At 33.2% G+C, this 19,048-nt stretch carries 15 protein-coding genes and 1 other RNA gene; 11 read left to right on the top strand and 5 right to left on the bottom strand.

Translation table 11 applies throughout. The annotated features are described in order from the left end of the window. Nucleotide 1 precedes the first annotated feature (1 nt). The 5 genes from C8C85_RS00080 to bshA all read left to right on the top strand — a co-directional run bounded on the left by C8C85_RS00080 (nt 2) and on the right by bshA (nt 6,895). Entirely contained in the window at nt 2-1,939 is a 1,938-nt protein-coding gene (locus tag C8C85_RS00080; RefSeq protein ID WP_116798315.1) for an efflux RND transporter permease subunit, read from the top strand. Then, nucleotides 1,926-3,185: a TolC family protein gene (locus C8C85_RS00075; protein ID WP_116795241.1), complete on the top strand. Its 1,260-nt coding sequence runs from the start codon at nt 1,926-1,928 to the stop codon at nt 3,183-3,185. The genes C8C85_RS00080 and C8C85_RS00075 overlap by 14 nt, the downstream gene beginning before the upstream one ends. Continuing rightward, nucleotides 3,182-4,429, top strand: a complete 1,248-nt coding sequence (locus C8C85_RS00070; protein ID WP_116795240.1) for an efflux RND transporter periplasmic adaptor subunit — start codon at nt 3,182-3,184, stop codon at nt 4,427-4,429. Before C8C85_RS00075 ends, C8C85_RS00070 begins: the two co-directional genes overlap by 4 nt. 2 nt (nt 4,430-4,431) lie before the next feature. Beyond that, the gene (locus tag C8C85_RS00065; RefSeq protein WP_116795239.1) at nt 4,432-5,631 is read left to right on the top strand and encodes an efflux RND transporter periplasmic adaptor subunit; all 1,200 of its coding nucleotides are present in this window, start codon (nt 4,432-4,434) and stop codon (nt 5,629-5,631) included. 130 nt (nt 5,632-5,761) lie between these two features. Beyond that, nucleotides 5,762-6,895 carry an N-acetyl-alpha-D-glucosaminyl L-malate synthase BshA gene (gene bshA, locus C8C85_RS00060; RefSeq protein WP_116795238.1) on the top strand — a complete coding sequence of 378 codons (1,134 nt, stop codon included), beginning with the start codon at nt 5,762-5,764 and terminating at the stop codon, nt 6,893-6,895. Nucleotides 6,896-6,938: 43 nt separating this feature from the next. Here bshA and C8C85_RS00055 read toward each other — a convergent pair whose 3' ends face one another. Continuing rightward, nucleotides 6,939-7,457, bottom strand: coding sequence for a hypothetical protein (locus C8C85_RS00055; protein WP_116795237.1), 519 nt, complete (start codon nt 7,455-7,457; stop codon nt 6,939-6,941). Between the two features lie 320 nt (nt 7,458-7,777). Here C8C85_RS00055 and aroC point away from each other — a divergent pair, with 320 nt between their 5' ends. The 3 genes from aroC (at nt 7,778) to C8C85_RS00040 (ending at nt 12,580) form a co-directional block, all read left to right on the top strand. Continuing rightward, nucleotides 7,778-8,839, top strand: coding sequence for a chorismate synthase (aroC, locus tag C8C85_RS00050; RefSeq protein ID WP_116795236.1), 1,062 nt, complete (start codon nt 7,778-7,780; stop codon nt 8,837-8,839). A 63-nt stretch (nt 8,840-8,902) separates the two neighbouring features. Continuing rightward, a complete protein-coding gene (locus C8C85_RS00045; RefSeq protein ID WP_116795235.1) occupies nt 8,903-10,177 on the top strand; it encodes a dicarboxylate/amino acid:cation symporter in 1,275 nt (424 codons plus the stop codon). Nucleotides 10,178-10,375: 198 nt separating this feature from the next. Then, nucleotides 10,376-12,580: a response regulator gene (locus tag C8C85_RS00040; protein ID WP_116795234.1), complete on the top strand. Its 2,205-nt coding sequence runs from the start codon at nt 10,376-10,378 to the stop codon at nt 12,578-12,580. A 113-nt stretch (nt 12,581-12,693) separates the two neighbouring features. Here C8C85_RS00040 and C8C85_RS00035 read toward each other — a convergent pair whose 3' ends face one another. Beyond that, the gene (locus C8C85_RS00035; protein WP_116795233.1) at nt 12,694-13,944 is read right to left on the bottom strand and encodes a DEAD/DEAH box helicase; all 1,251 of its coding nucleotides are present in this window, start codon (nt 13,942-13,944) and stop codon (nt 12,694-12,696) included. Between the two features lie 109 nt (nt 13,945-14,053). After that, nucleotides 14,054-15,094: a formimidoylglutamase gene (locus C8C85_RS00030; RefSeq protein WP_116795232.1), complete on the bottom strand. Its 1,041-nt coding sequence runs from the start codon at nt 15,092-15,094 to the stop codon at nt 14,054-14,056. Between the two features lie 87 nt (nt 15,095-15,181). Between C8C85_RS00030 and C8C85_RS00025 the strand changes: the two genes are divergently transcribed. Beyond that, a complete protein-coding gene (locus tag C8C85_RS00025; protein WP_116795231.1) occupies nt 15,182-16,057 on the top strand; it encodes a hypothetical protein in 876 nt (291 codons plus the stop codon). An 88-nt stretch (nt 16,058-16,145) separates the two neighbouring features. Here the strand turns inward: C8C85_RS00025 and hutI are convergent, their stop codons facing one another. Next, nucleotides 16,146-17,384, bottom strand: coding sequence for an imidazolonepropionase (gene hutI / locus C8C85_RS00020; RefSeq protein WP_116795230.1), 1,239 nt, complete (start codon nt 17,382-17,384; stop codon nt 16,146-16,148). 6 nt (nt 17,385-17,390) lie between these two features. Further along, nucleotides 17,391-18,440, bottom strand: a complete 1,050-nt coding sequence (locus C8C85_RS00015; protein ID WP_116795229.1) for a glutaminyl-peptide cyclotransferase — start codon at nt 18,438-18,440, stop codon at nt 17,391-17,393. 88 nt (nt 18,441-18,528) lie between these two features. Here C8C85_RS00015 and ffs point away from each other — a divergent pair. Both ffs and C8C85_RS00005 read left to right on the top strand, forming a co-directional pair. Next, an RNA gene (gene ffs, locus C8C85_RS00010) (signal recognition particle sRNA small type) lies at nt 18,529-18,626 on the top strand. Between the two features lie 92 nt (nt 18,627-18,718). Continuing rightward, a partial coding sequence (locus C8C85_RS00005) for an SDR family NAD(P)-dependent oxidoreductase (RefSeq protein ID WP_116795228.1) occupies nt 18,719-19,048 on the top strand: 330 nt, incomplete at its 3' end.

Here is a 19,048-nt window from a genome sequence, read left to right as displayed (position 1 = left end):
GATGAAAAATAACCTGAAAAATATATTCGAAAAGGAAAGTGATCCGTTGACTTCGGAAGAAAAACTCAGACTAATCGAGGCTTCTTCTAAATTGGTCGGGCCGGGTGTGTTTTATTCTACCATAATAGTAATTGCATCTTTTTTACCCGTGTTCCTGCTTACAGGGATGGAAGGCAAACTGTTCAGTCCATTGGCTTGGACAAAATCATTTATATTAATTGTAGATGCGTTTTTTGCTATTACATTGACGCCAGTTTTGATTAGCTTTTTGCTCAAAGGCAAACTTCGTACAGAAAACAAAAATCCAATAAACAGAAAATTGGAAAGTATTTACACACCCATTTTGACACTTTGTTTAAAATGGAGAAAAACAGTTTTGGCAGTCAATATTGTGGCGTTATTAATTGGCGTATTAATGTTCACTCGTTTGGGATCCGAATTTATGCCTCCGCTCGACGAAGGTTCCGTTTTGTTTATGCCAGTAACATTGCCTGATGTGTCCAATTCTGAAGTGAAACGGATTTTGCAGGTTCAGGACCGATTGATAAAATCAATTCCTGAAGTGGCTAATGTTTTGGGAAAAGCAGGTAGAGCCAATACAGCAACCGATAACAGTCCAGTGAGTATGATTGAAACAATTGTTTTGCTAAAACCCCGCAACGAATGGAGGGACGGTAAAAAGAAAGCGGATATTATAAATGAAATCAACAACAAACTGCAAATACCGGGCGTTACCAATGGTTTTACGCAGCCGATTATCAACCGTATCAATATGCTTTCTACGGGTATTCGAACCGATGTGGGTATAAAAATTTACGGCGAAAGTTTAGACACCATTAATGCTTTATCACAAAAGATAAAAATGGCTTTGGAGGGAACCTCGGGAGTTAAGGATTTATACGCCGAACCTATTACGGGTGGAAAATACATAGACATTATACCCAAACGTGAAGTCATAGGCAGGTATGGACTTTCTATAGATGACATAAATACAGTTGTTGAAGCATCTATTGGCGGAATGAAACTTACCACAACCATCGAGGGAAGACAGCGTTTCTCGGTCAATGCGCGATATGCACAAGAATACCGAAATAGTATTGAAGCCTTAAAGAAACTCCAAGTACAAACGATGGAATTTGGTCCAATTCCCTTAGAAACGGTTGCCGATGTAAAAATAAGCGATGGGCCACCAATGATAAACAGCGAAAATGCAATGCTCCGTGGTAGTGTATTGTTTAATGTTCGAGACCGTGATTTAGGAAGTACGGTGAAAGAAGCACAGGCAAAACTGAATGAAATGATTATCAAAATGCCCAAAGGATATTATGTGGAATGGAGTGGTCAGTGGGAAAATCAAATCAGAGCCAATAAAACGTTGAGCTTAATTTTGCCAATTGTTGTTGTGATTATTTTCCTCATTTTATACTTCACCTATCATTCTATGAAAGAGGCTTTGATTACCATGATAACAGTTCCGTTTGCATTAATTGGAGGTGTTTTTATGGTCTATTTTTATGGAATTAATTTATCTGTAGCTGTGGCGGTGGGTTTTATTGCTTTGTTTGGTTTGGCTGTTGAAACAGCAATGCTAATTACGATTTATTTGAATGAAGCTATGAATAAAATGGTCAAAAAACACGGAAATAGCAACGAAACCTTGACAGAAGAAATAGTAAGAGAATATATCATTGAAGGTTCTGCCAAGCGATTGCGTCCAAAATTGATGACCGTTTCGGTTTCATTATTTGGATTAATCCCGATTCTTTGGGCAACGGGAACAGGTGCCGACGTGATGCTCCCAATCACTGTTCCACTCATAGGCGGGACAATTACTTCAACGATTTATGTATTGTTAGTAACCCCTGTTGTTTTTGAAATGGTGAAACTTCACGAATTGAGAACAAAAGGAAAAATAAATCTGATAGATGTTAAAGAATAAATTTTATATCGCTCTAAGTTGTTTGATTTTAAGCTTTGCAAATAGTAAAGGCCAAACACTGACTTTGGAAAATGTTTTGAGTACCATCAAAACAAATAATCCACAATTAAAAATGTATGATGCCGATATTCAAAGTATGGATGCTTCAGCCAAAGGCGCCAGAAGTTGGATGGCACCACAAGTAGAAACGGGATTCTTTATGACGCCTTACAATGCCAATTTATGGAAAGCCAATGAAATGGGACCAGGGATGGGGAATTATATGTTAGGTGTTACCCAAATGATTCCGAATGCTTCTAAGTTAAATGCAAATGAAAATTTAATGAAAGCCATGTCATTGGTCGAAAGTGAAAATAAAAATTTTACATTAAATCAACTAAATGCATTTGCCAAAACCTATTATTTTGAATGGATTATCATTAATAAAAAAATAAAGATAGCCCAAGACAATCTTCAGCTCCTGAATTACATGATTAAAAGTATGGAAATACGCTACCAGTATAATATGGACAAATTATCATCGTATTATAAGGCCAAATCTCAGTACGCCACTTTGCAAAGTATGATTGTAATGTTGGAAAATGATGTGTCACAGCGAAAATATATGCTCAATACCTTAATGGCTCGCGATAAAAATGAGGATTTTGAAATTGATTCTAATTTTGAAATTAAAGATTTCAATCTTTTTGAAACCGATTTATCTTCCTACATCAACAACCGAAGCGATATTAAAGCCATTGATAAAACCAAGGATATCAATACATTGAAAATAGAGGTCGAAAAAGTCGCAACCAGACCAGAATTTGGTATAAAATATGACCATATGTTTGCTTTTGGGAATCAGCCACAGCAATTTTCATTGATGGGAATGATTACAATTCCGATGGCTTGGTCGACCAAAATGAATAAGGCCAATATGGAAAGTTATCGCATAAAAAACGAAAGTTTGGAGTGGCAAAAGCAAATGATTGCGACCGAAGCAATCGGAATGATAAAAGGAATGAATGCTGAGTTTTTGAACCTAAAAAAACAATACCAAATTACACAAGAGAATATTATTCCTGCATTAAAACGAAACTATGATACCGCCATTCTAGCTTGGCAAAACAATACCGGAGATTTATTTGTGGCGTTAGAAGCTTGGGAAGCAATGAATATGACACAAATTGATGCTTTAGACAAATTAAAATCGATTTTAACGACACAAGTAGAAATCGAAAAACAACTTGAAACCGAAAAATTATGAACAGATATTTAAAATTTGCAATACTATTTTTGGTCGTAGTTTTGGTTGGAACTGGAATTTACTTCTTTACCCCAAAATCAGATAAACATTTGGAAATGGACCATCAAAACGAGGTTTACACTTGTTCGATGCATCCTGAAATCATTCGAGAGAAACCCGGTAATTGTCCTATTTGCGGAATGACATTAGTTAAAAAAGTTACCGAAGATCATTCCGAAAAAAATGATTCTATTGACGATCTTTTGAAACGTACCGATAATTTTGTCGTAGGTAATTATGAAACCATAATTGCAAAAGACACAGTTATACGTGGTGAAATCAGTTTACCCGGAATAGTAACTTACGATTTGAATTCGGCTGTAAATATCTCAGCAAGAATAAGTGGTCGAATTGAAAAAATCTACGTAAATTATAAGTATCAAAAAGTATCAAAAGGACAAAAAATATTTGAATTGTACAGTCCCGAATTATTGACCGAGCAACAAAATTTTATTTATTTGATTTCTAATGATAGCCAAAATGCATCAATTATTAATTCGGCAAAACAGAAACTATTGCTCTATGGGATGACAAATTCTCAGATAAATGCATTGGCTTCCGCCAAAAAAGTCAATCCTGTAATTGCTATTTACAGTCCTGCTAACGGAATCATTACAGGGACTGAAAAAATGGCTATTACAGGAACTTCTTCGATGTCAAACACAGGTAGTACTACCGAAATATTGGACGTAAAAGAAGGTAATTATATAAAAAAAGGGGAAGTAGTTTTCAAGTTGATGAATACTGATAAAGTTTGGGGTGTTTTCAATGTTTTACAAGGGTACAATAGCCTAATTAAAACCAATCAGTCTATTGATATTACTTCTGAATTGGATGAAAAGAACATCATTTACTCAAAAATAAATTTTGTGGAAACACAATTAAATCCGGCGGATAAAACCAATAAAATTCGGGTATATCTGAATAATGAAAATTATGAATTGCTCATAGGTGCAAGATTGCAAGGCCTTGTACAATTAAATTCATCAAAGGCTATTTGGTTGCAAAAGCAAGCTTTGGTTAGCTTGGGTGAGAAAAAAATAGTTTTTGTTAAAATGGACAATGGATTCAAAGCAACAGCCATACAAGCGGGTATAGAAATAGATGATTTTGTTCAAATTATTGGAGGTATTTCTGCAGGTGACACCATTGCCAAAAATGCGCAATATCTAATTGATAGCGAAAGCTTCATCAAAACCGAATAAAGATGAGAAAGATAAATTTATTGTTATTGATACTAATTTTTGTTGCTTGTAATTCCAACAATCAACAACCCAAAACCCAGAACTCAGAACTCACAACTTTCTACACTTGCTCTATGGATCCACAGATAAAAGAAGATAAACCCGGAAAATGTCCCATTTGTCACATGACATTAACTCCAACAAATATAAATGATGCAGATCCTAGTGAAATAAGTTTGAGTAAACAGCAAATTCGATTGGGTAATATTACCACTCAAACTATTTCAAAAAGTGAAAGTAATCTGGAACAAAATTATACCGGAGTTTTAGCCATTAATCAAGAGAACGTTAATACGCTTTCGGCAAGAGCGATGGGTCGAATTGAAAAGTTGTATTTCAAAACCATTGGAGAATACGTCAAAAAAAATGAACCTGTTTATTCTTTGTATAGCGAAGACATTGCCATTGCCAAACAAGATTATTTTACAGCATATAAACAATTGAATATGCCGGGTGATTTTGGTAAAAATGCTCAAAATATGCTGAAATCAGCCAAACAAAAATTATTGTTTTTTGGTTTAACCAATGCGCAAATTGAAAGTATAAAATTCAAAGCTGAAGTTTCTCCTTACACGATTTTTTATAGTACATCAAGCGGATATGTTTCTGAAATAGTTGCTACAGAAGGCAGTTATATGATGGAAGGTTCCGCAGTGATTAAATTGGCAGATTTGAATAGTCTTTGGCTAGAAACGCAAGTTAATGTAAACTATGCCAAAAATGTACATTTAGGGCAAAATGCTAAAGTTGTTTTCCCAGATTTCCCTGTTAGAAACATAAAGGCGCGTGTTTCTTTTATTAATCCAGAAATCAATCCTGATACTCGATTGATTTTAATTCGATTGGAAATTCCGAATCAGGGTTTACAATTCAAACCGGGAATGCAGGCGGTTGTAAAATTGACACAATCAAATGCTAAAGGACTTTTTATCCCGATTGATGCAGTTATTCGAGAAGAAAACGCTTCCTATATTTGGGTTGAAAAAAGACCAGGAATATTTGAAAATGTTATGGTAGAAACAGGAATAGAAACCAATGGAATGATTGAAATCAAATCCGATTTGGATCCCTCAAAAAAAATTGTGATTACAGGTGCTTATGCCATAAATAGTGAATACAAATTCCGGAAAGGAAGTGACCCAATGGAGGGAATGAAAATGTAAGTGAAGAGTCTTGACATAAAAAACTATGAAATTCGATTGCAGAGAATGAAGTTTAAAAGTTAAATTTTAACTTTATTTTATACTAAAAGAGACCTAATCTCCTTAATTTCGTTCCAATTAAAAATCATACATGAAAATAGCAATTGTTTGTTATCCAACATTTGGGGGAAGTGGCGTAGTTGCTACAGAATTAGGTCTAGAATTAGCTAGGCGAGGTCACGAAATTCATTTTATAACCTATAGTCAACCAGTGCGTTTAGCATTGTTAAATCCCAATGTTCACTACCACGAAGTAATCGTTCCAGAATATCCTTTATTTCATTTTCAGCCTTATGAATTGGCTCTATCCAGTAAATTGGTTGATATGGTTAAATTGTATAAAATTGAAGTTTTACATGTGCATTATGCGATTCCTCACGCTTATGCTGGGTATATGGCCAAGCAAATGTTGAAAGATGAAGGGATTGATATTCCGATGGTAACCACACTTCACGGGACTGATATTACTTTGGTTGGGAATCATCCTTTTTATAAGCCGGCAGTAACTTTTAGCATCAATAAATCGGATTATGTGACTTCGGTTTCACAAAGTTTAAAAGACGATACGTTGAAACTATTCAATATAAAAAATGAAATTCAGGTAATTCCGAATTTCATTGAATTGGACAAAAATAATTATGATCCAACAGTTCCTTGTCGACGTTCTGTTATGGCCAATCCGAATGAACGGATAATTACTCATATAAGTAATTTTAGAAAAGTAAAGCGAATTCCGGATATCATTAAAATATTTTATAAAATTCAAAAAGAGATTCCTGCCAAATTAATGATGGTTGGGGATGGTCCAGAAAAAGAAAAGGCTGAAAAGTTGTGTCGAAAATTTGGTATTCAGGATAAAGTGATTTTTTTCGGAAATAGTAACGAAATAGACAGAATTTTAGGTCTTACGGATTTATTTCTTTTACCATCAGAAACAGAAAGTTTTGGATTGGCAGCACTCGAAGCAATGGCCTGTGGAGTTCCTGTGATATCAAGTAATTCGGGTGGTTTGCCTGAGGTGAATATGGATGGTGTTTCCGGTTATTTAAGCGATGTGGGAGAGATTAATGAAATGGCTCAAAATGCTCTAAAAATATTAAAAGAAGACGGTGTTCTTGCTGAATTTAAAACGAATGCCTTACATGTAGCCGAAAAATTTGATATTAAAAACATTCTCCCTATTTATGAAGCTTTGTATCTCAAAGCCATCAATAAATACAAGTAGTTTAAAAAAGATCCATCTTTTTTTGATATAAAGATGGATTTTTTTAAAATTTATATCGCATTGCCAAACCTGCATTGATTCCAAAATCATTTTTCTGGTAATTGTTAAAAACTAATTCCGGTCTTAAGTCTATGGCAATTTGAACAGGAATTTCTTTGAAGTGGTACTCAATGCCAATATCTCCATTGATTACGGCAAAAATTCCATTGTCACTTCCATATCCATTATTGTAATTATCATTGGTATTCCAGGAACCTAATCCTCCTCCGAAGCCGGTAAACCAGTCCAATTCCTTTTCAATATTCCAATACCACTGATAGATTCCGGATAGTTTTATGGCATCGGTATTATTATCATTAGTAAAACCCAAATCAAGTTCCAATCGATTTTTTACAGATAGTTTCTTTTGATACGAGATTTCAACTCCTAAACCATGATTATTTCCAAATCGCAATCCTATTGCATTTTTTGAAATGTTATCTTGTTTTGGAATAGTGTCTTGCGCTTGGCTAGAAAATGCTAGACCTATTAGCAGATATAACAAGTAGTAGCTTTTTTTCATTTGTCTATTTATTTTTTGGAGTTAATAAGCATACTTTCTATAAAAATACAAAAAATAATAAAGGTTGTGTTTAGTTATTTTTAAATCAGGTATTTATGATTTGTTTCGAAATAATCAAAATTCATTTTTCTTTTAAATTGAAAATAAGCCGGCAAAGTTTATACATCCAAGATAAATTACATTTTAAGAGTTTACATTTTGTTTACTCTGAAAAACAAGTTGATTTATATGGATATTGTATAGAATTATTGTGAAATATTACTAATTTATAATTTTTAGTTTAATTCATAAAACTTACATTTGCGTAAAATTTTTATACAATGGCAGGAAATAGCTACGGCACACTATATAGAATAACTACTTTTGGAGAATCGCATGGTGAAGCATTAGGAGGAATTATTGATGGTTGTCCTTCCGGAATTCAACTGGATTTGGAGGCAATTCAATTTGAAATGTCACGAAGAAAACCAGGTCAATCGGCGATAGTTACCCAAAGAAAAGAACCAGATGATGTCCAATTTTTATCAGGAATTTTTGAAGGAAAAACTACTGGAACGCCTATTGGTTTTATTATTCCGAATACCAATCAAAAATCGGATGATTATTCCCACATAAAAGATAACTACAGACCCAGTCATGCCGATTATGTGTATGAAAAAAAGTATGGAGTTCGTGATTATCGAGGGGGAGGACGCAGTTCTGCCCGCGAAACGGCCAGTAGAGTAGTAGCGGGAGCTATTGCTAAACAAATGCTTTCCAATATTAAAATAAATGCTTACGTTTCGGCAGTAGGTCCTCTTTCTTTGGATACACCTTACCAAGAATTGGATTTTTCTAAAATAGAAAGTAATCCAGTACGTTGTCCGGATGAAGCTATGGCTGCAACAATGGAAGATTATATTAAACAAATTCGTAAAGAGGGTGATACAGTAGGAGGTGTGGTTACTTGTGTAATTCAAAATGTGCCTGTTGGTCTTGGAGAGCCTGTTTTTGATAAATTACATGCTGAACTTGGAAAGGCAATGCTTTCTATCAATGCGGTAAAAGGTTTTGAATTTGGAAGTGGTTTTGAAGGTTCTAAAATGAAAGGTAGCGAACATAACGATTTGTATAATCCTGATGGAACTACCAGAACGAATCTTTCTGGAGGAATTCAAGGTGGCATAAGCAATGGAATGGATGTTTATTTCCGTGTGGCTTTCAAACCGGTAGCAACTATAATGCAAAAACAGGAATCACTAGACAATAAAGGAAATATAACCGAAATGACAGGAAAAGGTCGTCACGATCCTTGTGTTGTTCCTCGTGCAGTTCCCATTGTAGAAGCTATGGCTGCGATTATTCTTGCTGATTTTTATCTTTTAAATAAAACATATTTATAATTGCAAAGCATACTTAGTATTTTGACGAGCTAAATATTGAGATTTAACCTTGAAATTAATTAAATGACTACAATTACAACCAAAAAACCATCTTTCTTTAAAGGTCTTACTGGCCAAATTTTAACCGCGATGTTCTTAGGAGCTGTTTTAGGTGTTATTATTCACAACTCTATTGCAGTAGAAAGTGCACAAGAATTCAGCAATAAAATAAAAATGTTAGCTACTATTTTTATTAGATTGGTACAAATGATTATTGCACCATTAGTTTTTACAACTTTAGTAGTGGGAATAGCCAAATTAGGGGATATAAAAACGGTTGGTAGAATTGGGGGAAAAGCCTTAGCCTGGTTCTTTACAGCTTCATTTATTTCATTATTAATTGGAATGTTGTATGTGAATTTATTGCAACCGGGTGTTGGTTTAAATTTGTCTAATGTCGATTTAGCTTCGGCTACAGATGTTACGGCAAAAACTCAAAGTTTGTCTTTTGAAAATTTTATTGAGCATATTGTACCCAAAAGCCTTTTTGAAGCAATGGCTACCAATGAAATTTTGCAGATTGTAGTATTTTCTATATTTTTCGGATTGGCAGCTGCATCAGTTGGAGATCATGCAAAACCAGTGACCGATTTTTTGGATAGAACTTCACATATTGTTTTAAAAATGGTAAATTTTGTAATGAAATTTGCTCCGATTGGAGTTTTTGGTGCTATTGCAGGAGTATTTGCTGTTCGCGATTTTCAGGAATTAGCAATTACTTATTTCAAATTCTTCGGTTCATTTTTAATTGGTATTGGCACGCTTTGGATAGTATTAATTTTTGTAGGGGTACTTTTTCTGGGAAAAAGAATAAAAGTATTGTTGAAACATATCGTGAGTCCATTGGTTATAGCTTTTAGTACAACTAGTTCTGAGGCTGTTTTTCCAAAACTTACAGAAGAATTGGAACGATTTGGCGTAAAAGACAAAATAGTATCTTTTATGTTACCATTGGGTTATTCGTTTAATCTGGACGGGAGTATGATGTATATGACATTTGCGGCAATTTTTATTGCGCAAGCTTATGGAGTACATTTGGATTATCCTACTCAGTTCACAATGCTTTTTGTCCTTATGCTTACCAGTAAAGGGATTGCTGGAGTTCCTAGAGCAAGTTTGGTAGTTGTTGCTGCTACTTGTGGAATGTTTAAAATACCAATTGAGGGTATTGCGTTAATATTGCCGATAGATCATTTTTGTGATATGTTTAGAAGTGCCACGAACGTTTTAGGTAATGCTTTGGCAACTTCGGTAGTTGGAAAATGGGAAGATGAAAAAGAAAGAAAACAAAATAGTTAAAATAGAATTTTAAGTCTTTAATATTTGATTTAAATATTAAAAATATAAATATATGATTTTTTGAAAAAAAGCAGTTACAACTCAAATGTAACTGCTTTTTTATTTATCAAACTTAGTGTTATATTTCTAAAATTTTCTGAATTAAAATGTGATATATCTATAGATTATGACGTATATTTGAAGAAATAACTGCTATTTATGCCCCGAATAAGAATAGTTTTATTAATTATTTTGTGGTTTAGTTTTTTAGGTACTGCATTTGGCCAAACGCAATTACCAACCAAAAAAGTAATTGATAAATTAACAAATCAAGCTACTGAGCTACGCGAATCCGGTAATTTTGAAAAATCTTTGTTGATTTCAAGGTTGGCTTTGCGCAAAGCTGTAGCTATACATGACAATGTTCTTATTGCCAAAAATTATAATAATGTTGCAGCTAATTATAATGATTTAGTTGAATTTGACAAGGCTATTTTTTACTACAACAAAGCCTTGATTTATGCCAATCTTACTCAAAATGACACTATAAAACAAAGGATTAATAATAATCTTGGAAATATGTATTGCTTTGAAAAAAAGAAATACGAAAAAGGGGTGGTTTATTATAGAAAGGCACTAGAATACAGTAAAAAAATACCCGATTCTTCTCAAATGGCTTTTACTAATCTCAATATTGCTTGGGCTTTTTTTGATATCGGTAAGTTTCAAGAGGGTGAAGGGAATTTGAAAATGATTAATGCCTATTATAAAAGGCACAATAATAATTCAATTATTGTTGTATTAAAAATGCTTAACGGCATGTATTGGAATTTTAAAAATGAAGATACAAAAGCTGATTTTTATTTTAAAGAGGCCATTCGGCTTGGAAAAAAACTAAATGAAAAATCGGATTTGTCATTTTCTCATTTGGAGTATTCTAAATTTTTATTGAAACGAAAGGATTATAAAAGAGCATATGAAAATCTAGATATTTACACTAAACTCAATGATGAAATTTATGCCGAAGAAAAGTTAGAAAAGGCAAATGTAGAAGGAATTAACTTTGAATTGGATGAATACAGAAGGACCATTGATAAAATTGAAAATGAAAAGGATTTACAATTTCAAAGTTTGAAAAAATCAAGAATCATTGTGTTACTTTTTATAATCGCAATTTTTGTTTTGTTGCTTTTCCTGAACTCATTGATTAAAAATAATAAGTTTAGATTAAAATCAAATGCCGATTTGATGATTGCCAATGAAGAATTGATTATAGCAAATAAAAAAGCAGAAGAATCATCTATTCTAAAAACACAATTTGTTTCTACAATAAGCCATGAATTGCGAACGCCATTGTATGGGGTTGTTGGTATTACTGATTTATTACTGGAAGAGCATAAAGAGCTTGCTTCAAGTCCACATTTAAACTCCTTAAAATTTTCAGCACGTTATTTATTGTCTTTGGTTAATGATATTTTACAGATCAATAAAATTGAAGAAAATAAGATTGTATTGGATAGTTTGACTTTCAATTTGACAGATGAATTTTATATGATAAAAAATTCATTGTCTTTTATTGCTAAAAAAAACAACAATAAAGTATATATAGATGTCGATCCATTAATTCCGGAAAGTCTAATAGGAGATAAATTGAGATTCGCCCAAATTCTTATGAATTTAGTTAGCAATGCCTTGAAATTTACTAAAAATGGAGAAGTAAATATAATTGCCAAACAAGTTGAAATACGAGACAAAACACATTCTATAGAGATTAAAATTAAAGACAATGGTATTGGTATCGCCTCTTTAGACCAACAAAAAATATTTGATAAATTTGTTCAAGTAGGAAGAAAGGAATTAGATTATCAGGGGACTGGTTTAGGTTTGCCAATAGTTAAAAGATTATTAGAACTTTTTGGTAGCGAAATTGTTGTTGAAAGTGAATTAGGAAAAGGGACAGCATTTAGTTTTCTTATCAATTTTGAATTTAATGCAGACAAAACTATTGATATCATAAATAATATTCAGGTAGATATGACTTCTAGTCAAGTATTTAAAGTGTTGGTTGTTGAAGATAATCCTATCAATCAATTGATTACCAAGAGAACCATAGAGAAGAACAATTACTCGTGTGTGGTAGTAGAAGATGGCTTTAAGGCTTTGGAAATTTTGGAAACCGAAGAATTTGATATTATTTTAATGGATATTAACATGCCTTTGATGAATGGATTTGAAACTTCAAGAAGAATAAGACAAAAAGGTATCGAAACTCCAATAATAGCCTTGACAGCCTTTGATAAAAACGAAATTACGGATGAAGCAATTATGGCTGGAATAAACGATATTATTGTAAAACCTTTTGAAGTAGTTCAGTTATTTAAAATTATTAATTGTCTTATTTTAAAAACAAAAAGCGTTGTTTGATACTAATACCTTTTTTTATGTTTTTATTTTGATATTTAGTTAACAAAAAAAAACACATTTTAACGCTCTGTTAAAATGTGTTTTTTTACAATTCTTGAATCTAATAAAAAAGCTTAGTACCAGCGCTTTTTATTTTGTTTTGATGTTGTTGATTTTCTCGATTTATGTGCGCCACCGCTTCGGTTTGAGTTTTTCTGAGCATTTGGAGATTCTGTAGGACTTCCAGAATGCCAAGGATAGGGATGGTCATTTATAGTGTGAACATCTACTTTAATTAATTTTTGGATGTCTTTCCAGTAATCTTTTTCATCTTTGCTGCAAAAAGAGATTGCAATTCCTCCATTTCCGGCACGACCCGTTCTTCCAATACGGTGAACGTAAGTTTCCGGAATATTGGGTAAATCAAAATTGATGACAAAAGGCAATTGGTCAATGTCAATTCCACGAGCAGCAATATCAGTAGCCACAAGAACTCCGACTTCTTTATTCTTAAAAGCATCTAGAACACGTTGTCTTGCATTTTGGGATTTGTCACCGTGTATGGCTTCGGCGGGAATGTCTTTTTTTCTCAATGCTTTTACCACGTTATCAGCTCCATGTTTTGTTCTTGAGAAAACAAGGACATCTGATAAATTTTCATTTTTTATCAAATGGTATAATAAGTTTCTTTTTTCTGTTTTTTCAACAAAATAAACACGTTGTTCAACATTTTCTGCTGTTGATGAAACAGGAGAGACGGTCACTGTTTCTGGGTCTGTAAGAAACATTTCTGCCAATTCTCTGATAGCTATAGGCATCGTTGCTGAAAAGAAAAGAGTTTGTCTGTTTTTTGGCGTAAGCTTTACAATTTTTTTTACATCATTAACAAAACCCATATCAAGCATTTGATCGGCTTCATCAAGTACAAGTGTATGTAAATGGTCTAAATCGATAAAACCTTGCTTGTGTAAGTCTAATAAACGTCCTGGTGTGGCAATTACTATGTCAACACCATTTTTTAAAGCGTCTACTTGCGGATTTTGTGAAACACCTCCAAAGAGTGTCAATTGTGTCAAGTTGGTATATTTACCATAGGTATCAAAACTTTGTCCAATTTGAACTGCTAATTCCCTTGTAGGAGTAACTATAAGTGCACGAATTACTTTGGCTTTTTTTGATGACCCTACGATTCGATGTAGTTGATGTATAATTGGTATTGCAAAAGCCGCTGTTTTTCCTGTTCCAGTTTGTGCACAACCTACCAAATCTCTTCCTGCCAAAACGATTGGAATAGATTGCTCTTGTATGGGTGTTGCTTCTGTATAGCCTTCTTCAAATACGGCTCTTTGTATACTTTTTGAAAGTGATAAATCTTCGAATAACATATTTTTTGTATTAAATATCTTGTAATAAGTACATAGATAAGTGTGCAAAGATAGTGTTATTATTTTTGTTGACTATTAATTTTGAATTCCAGCAATGCTTTTGTAAAATTTATAGGGCAATGGAATTTTGTGCTTTCATAAAATCGGTTACTAAATAACCTATCAGTTTCCCAATTAAATGATTGTTTTTGTCTTCACCTAAGTCTGGGGCTCCTTCACAAATATGTAAATAAGTTGCATTCCTATTTTTTCCGAAAAAAGAAACAAATTGACGAAGTTCTTCAATTGAAAAGCCGCTCAAAGTCATTGCACTGCTAGCAATATTAGGAATGGCATCCAAATCTATTTCAATTCCAAATGGGTCATTTTTGATAAAATCAAGGGCTGTTAACATTTCTTGATCAAAGTTTTTTTCTTTTCGGATGTTAACGCTATCATAAGTATTGTATCGAACTCTATCTTCGATCTTTTTTATTATATCCAAAACACTTTTGGAAGTATAATTTTCATGTAGTCCAAAAATGAAATATTTTTTTAAGAATCCTTCTTCAAAGGCATACGAAAAACCATTTCCGCTATGGCGCCCTTCCAAAATTCTAAAATCGGAGTGGGCATCAAAATTGACAGCATTTATGGCTTTTCCTTTGGCAAGTGCTGCTCCTTTGATATTTCCGTATGCATTGTTGTGTCCGCCACCAATAACTATCGGGATTTTACCACACTGTATTATTTTGCAAATTATATGGGAAACTTCTTTGTCAATTTTTTCGACCAATTGACTTAATTTAGAACGATCATCGATATCATTGAAATCTAGATTTTCGACTTCTTTCATTTCTTGTTTTACATTCAGCTGACCTAAAGCAATAATTTGGTTGCCTTTTGAAAAACGATTATGTTGTATATTGGCTATACTTTTGATGGCACTTTCCCATGCTGATGCCGCTCCAGGTCTTCCATAATTAGCTCTAACACCAATGTCTTCCGGAATTCCAAATAAGACAAATTTGGCTTCACTTGATTTTATAAAGTCTATAGGGTCAGTGTTCTTTGGAATTGTAAGTATTTTTTCACCAAATTTAATTTCACCACTTCGATGATTGGTGATTTTGGCTAGGTCGTTAATACTGAGTGTAATAAGTTTTTCCATAAAAAATATATTTTTCAAAAATAATATAATTGTGTTAAGTTGCGTTATATATATTATTAAATTTGTAAAAAACAATTATATTTTAACATGGAAAATCAAAAAAACAATTCAAGTCTAAAAGCTGTTATAGCAGTTTTAGCTATTTTATTAGTAGGGAGTTTAGTTTATATTTTTAAAATGTCTTCTGAAGTTGAAGCTGTTCATACCGAAGTTGTAAAAGTTGGTTCTGAAAAAGAATCGGTTATGAAAGATTTACAAGATCTAAAAGCGACTTATGATGCCGCTATTGCAGAAAATACCTCGATGTCTGAGGAATTAATTCAAGAAAGGGACAAAGTCGTTAATTTGATGGATGAACTTAAAAAATCTAATGGTGATTTGTCAAAATACAAAAACCAAGTTCGTACTATGCAAGCTCACATGAGTGAATTGATGAAAGAAAATGATGGATTGAAAAAACAAAACGTGACTTTGACTAATCAACGTGATAGTACAGTTGTTGTTTTGGGTCAAGCACAAAAATTTAATGAAGTTTTAGTTGGGCAAAATGAAGAATTAGCAAAAACAGTTGATAAAGGATCTAAATTATCAGTTTTGAATTTGCAAACTGCAGCTTATAAATTAAAAAGTTCGGGTAAAGAAATCGCAACAGATAAAGCAAGTAGAGCAGATGTTCTTAAAATCAGCTTCACTATCGCTGAAAATTCTATAGCAAAATCAGGTGATAAAGATTATTATGTACAAGTTATTGATAGTAAAAATAATGTTTTAGGAGATGCTAAAACGGTTACTTTTGGAGATAAAACTTTGTCATATAGTTTTGTTTCTAGCGTTAAATATGAAAACAAAACTGTTCAGGTATCTCAGGATTTAGCTGGAAAAGATTTTGCTAAAGGATTGTATTCCGTAAATGTTTTCGATAAGGATCAATTGGTTTCTTCAACTAATTTCTCTTTAAGATAATAAGCATGTTTTTTTGAAAAAGAAGGGCGAAATTCAATTTGAATTTCGCCCTTCTTTTTTGACTTATATTTTAAAAAGCTAAAAATTATTATTCAATAATTTTACCATTGAGCATTACTTTATCAATTAGATTACTACCAAAAGCATATGGCAATTGATAGTAGGAAGGTATTGCTTTTGTGATGATTAAATTGGCTTTCTTGCCTTTGGTAATACTTCCGTGGGTTTTGGAAATTCCCATGGCATAAGCACCATTTAAGGTTGCAGCATTTATGGCTTCTTCGGGAGTCATTTTCATTTTGATACAAGCTGTGGAAACAACAAAATTCATATTTCCCGATGGGGTAGAGCCGGGATTATAATCAGTAGCAAGAGCCAAAGGAAGTCCAGCAGCAATAATTTCGCGTGCTGGGGTGTAAGGAATACTTAAAAAATAGGAACAAGAAGGCAAAGCTACCGGCATTGTTTCTGTGTTTTTTAAGGTTTCTATGTCTTCTGGTTTCATTATTTCAAGGTGATCTACCGAAAGGGCATTGTGTTTTACACCAGCTTGAATTCCGCCAATAGAATTGAATTGGTTCACATGAATTTTTGGCTTTAAGCCAAATTGAATTCCCGCTTCCATAATTTGTTCGGTCTCTTCGACTGAAAAGTAGCCTGTTTCGCAAAAGACATCAATAAAATCGGCCAATTTTTTTTTGGCAATTTCAGGAAGCATTTCGTTAATAATGCAATCTATATAACCTTTTTTATTGTCTTTAAAAGCAGTAGGGAAGGCGTGAGCACCAAGAAAAGTCGCTTTTACGGTTATCGGATAGTTTTGTGATAATTGTTGAATTACACGCAGCATTTTGAGTTCTCCTTTAACGGTGAGACCGTAACCCGATTTGATTTCGACTGCACCGGTTCCCAAATGCATTACTTCTTCAAGACGTGCTTTTGATTGGATATAAATTTCTTCTTCTGAGGTTTCGTTAAGTTTTTTTGCCGAATTTAAGATTCCGCCACCTCGATTGGCAATTTCTTCATAGGTCATTCCATTTATGCGATCCACGAATTCTTGTTCGCGATTACCGGCGTACACGATGTGGGTATGGCTATCACACCAAGATGGAAGGATTGTTTTTCCTGTTGCGTCAATAGTGGTATCGGCATTAATTTCAGGAAAATCGTCCATAGACCCAAAATCAGCAATTAAGTCGTCTTCGATAAGTAAAAAAGCATTTTTAATTGTTGGCAAAATAGCCATCTCAGTTCCAGATACTTTTGAAATGGAATTTTCGCGGACTTGAAGCAGTTCTTTAATATTAACTATTAATGTTGTCATTTAAATTTATTCAGAAACTGTTATTTCAAACATTTTATTCCAATTTTTACCAGTTACAAAAATGGTTTTTGTTTTAGGATTGTAGGCAATTCCATTTAATACATCATCAGGTGTAACTTTCAAAAATTTACGTAAACCTGACATATTCAAAATTCCTTCTACTGCACCTGTGTTTGGATTTACTACAGCAATAGCATCTTTTTGCCAAACATTGGTGTAAATTTTACCATTGATCCATTCCAGTTCATTGATGGCTTTAATTTTGGATTCTCCAGAATATACATTTATATGGTCCATCATCTTTTGGGTTTTTGGATCCATTTTCCAAATTTTTTCCGTTCCATCAGTTTGATATATATAGGTACCATCATTAGTCATTCCCCAACCTTCAATGTCTTTCTCAAAAGTAAAAGTTTTTTCCAGTTTAAATGTTTTGGCATCATATATAAAACCCGTTTTTTCTTGCCAGGTCAATTGGTATAATTTACCGTTTATAAAGGTTATTCCTTCCCCAAAGTACATTGAATCTAAATCAATTTGCTTGTAAACTTTACCGGTTTTGTAATCGTATTTTCTAAAATAGGATGTCCCTTTTTGTCCGGTACTTTCGCATAGTGTGTCATTGTGAAATTCGAAACCTTCGGTAAATGAAGCGGTGTCGTGAGGATAAGTATTTACGATTTTATAATTTAATAATTTCGGAGTTACATTAGAAACCAATTCAATTCTTGCTGTAGCCGCAGAGTTTTCACCTCCAAAATAAACTAAAGCTTTAAGATTTTGGTAACCCAGTTTTTGATCTTTCAAGTTGAAGTTTAGTTTCTCATTTCCTTTTTTGAAACCTACTTTTTTATCGTTTACAAAATAGACAATACTGTCAATTTCTTTAGAATTTGGGTTTAAAATACCCAACGAAATAGCATCATCAGAGATATAATGTGCCTTATAATTGGAATTATCAAAGGTAAATATAGAATTTTCACCATTTTTTGTGTTTCCACAATTGGATAAAATGATTCCTAAGAAAATGATAAATAGGAAGTTATAGTTTTTCATAGTTTTGAAATTTTAAAAAGCCAATATACAACGATAATTTTAAGAGGCAAAGCCCTTGCAAAAATATAAAAAGATTGTATATTTGCACCGGCAAGTCCTACACGACCAGCTCCTGCAGACTCCCCCAGGATGGGAACATAGCAAGGGTACGTGGTTGAGCGGTGCGATGTAGATCGCTTGCCATTTTTTTTATTTCATATTCTTTTCAAGAATTATACAAAAGTAGTCTTCCTTCGGGAGGATTTTTTTATTTTTACCCTAACCATAATTTATAGTTAATGAATAAAGTAGTCTTAATTACAGGAGGATCTTCGGGAATAGGCAAATCTATTGGGGAATTTTTGCATCATAAAGGATTTGTGGTGTATGGAACTAGTAGAAATCCAGAACGTGTGCTTAATTCAATTTTTCCTTTGATTGCTTTGGATGTAAGAAATGCAGATTCCATCCATTCGGCTGTTGCCAAAATTATTGCTACTTCTGGAAGGTTGGATGTTGTGATTAATAATGCAGGAGTTGGTATTACTGGTCCTTTGGAAGAAATTCCGATGGAGGAAATCAAAAATAATTTTGAAACCAATTTTTTTGGTCCAATTGAAGTGATGAAA

This window comes from Flavobacterium sp. 103 (assembly GCF_003096795.1).
GTDB lineage: Bacteria > Bacteroidota > Bacteroidia > Flavobacteriales > Flavobacteriaceae > Flavobacterium.
Note: the sequence above shows the minus strand (reverse complement) of the source record. Positions and strands in the feature narration are given on the sequence as shown.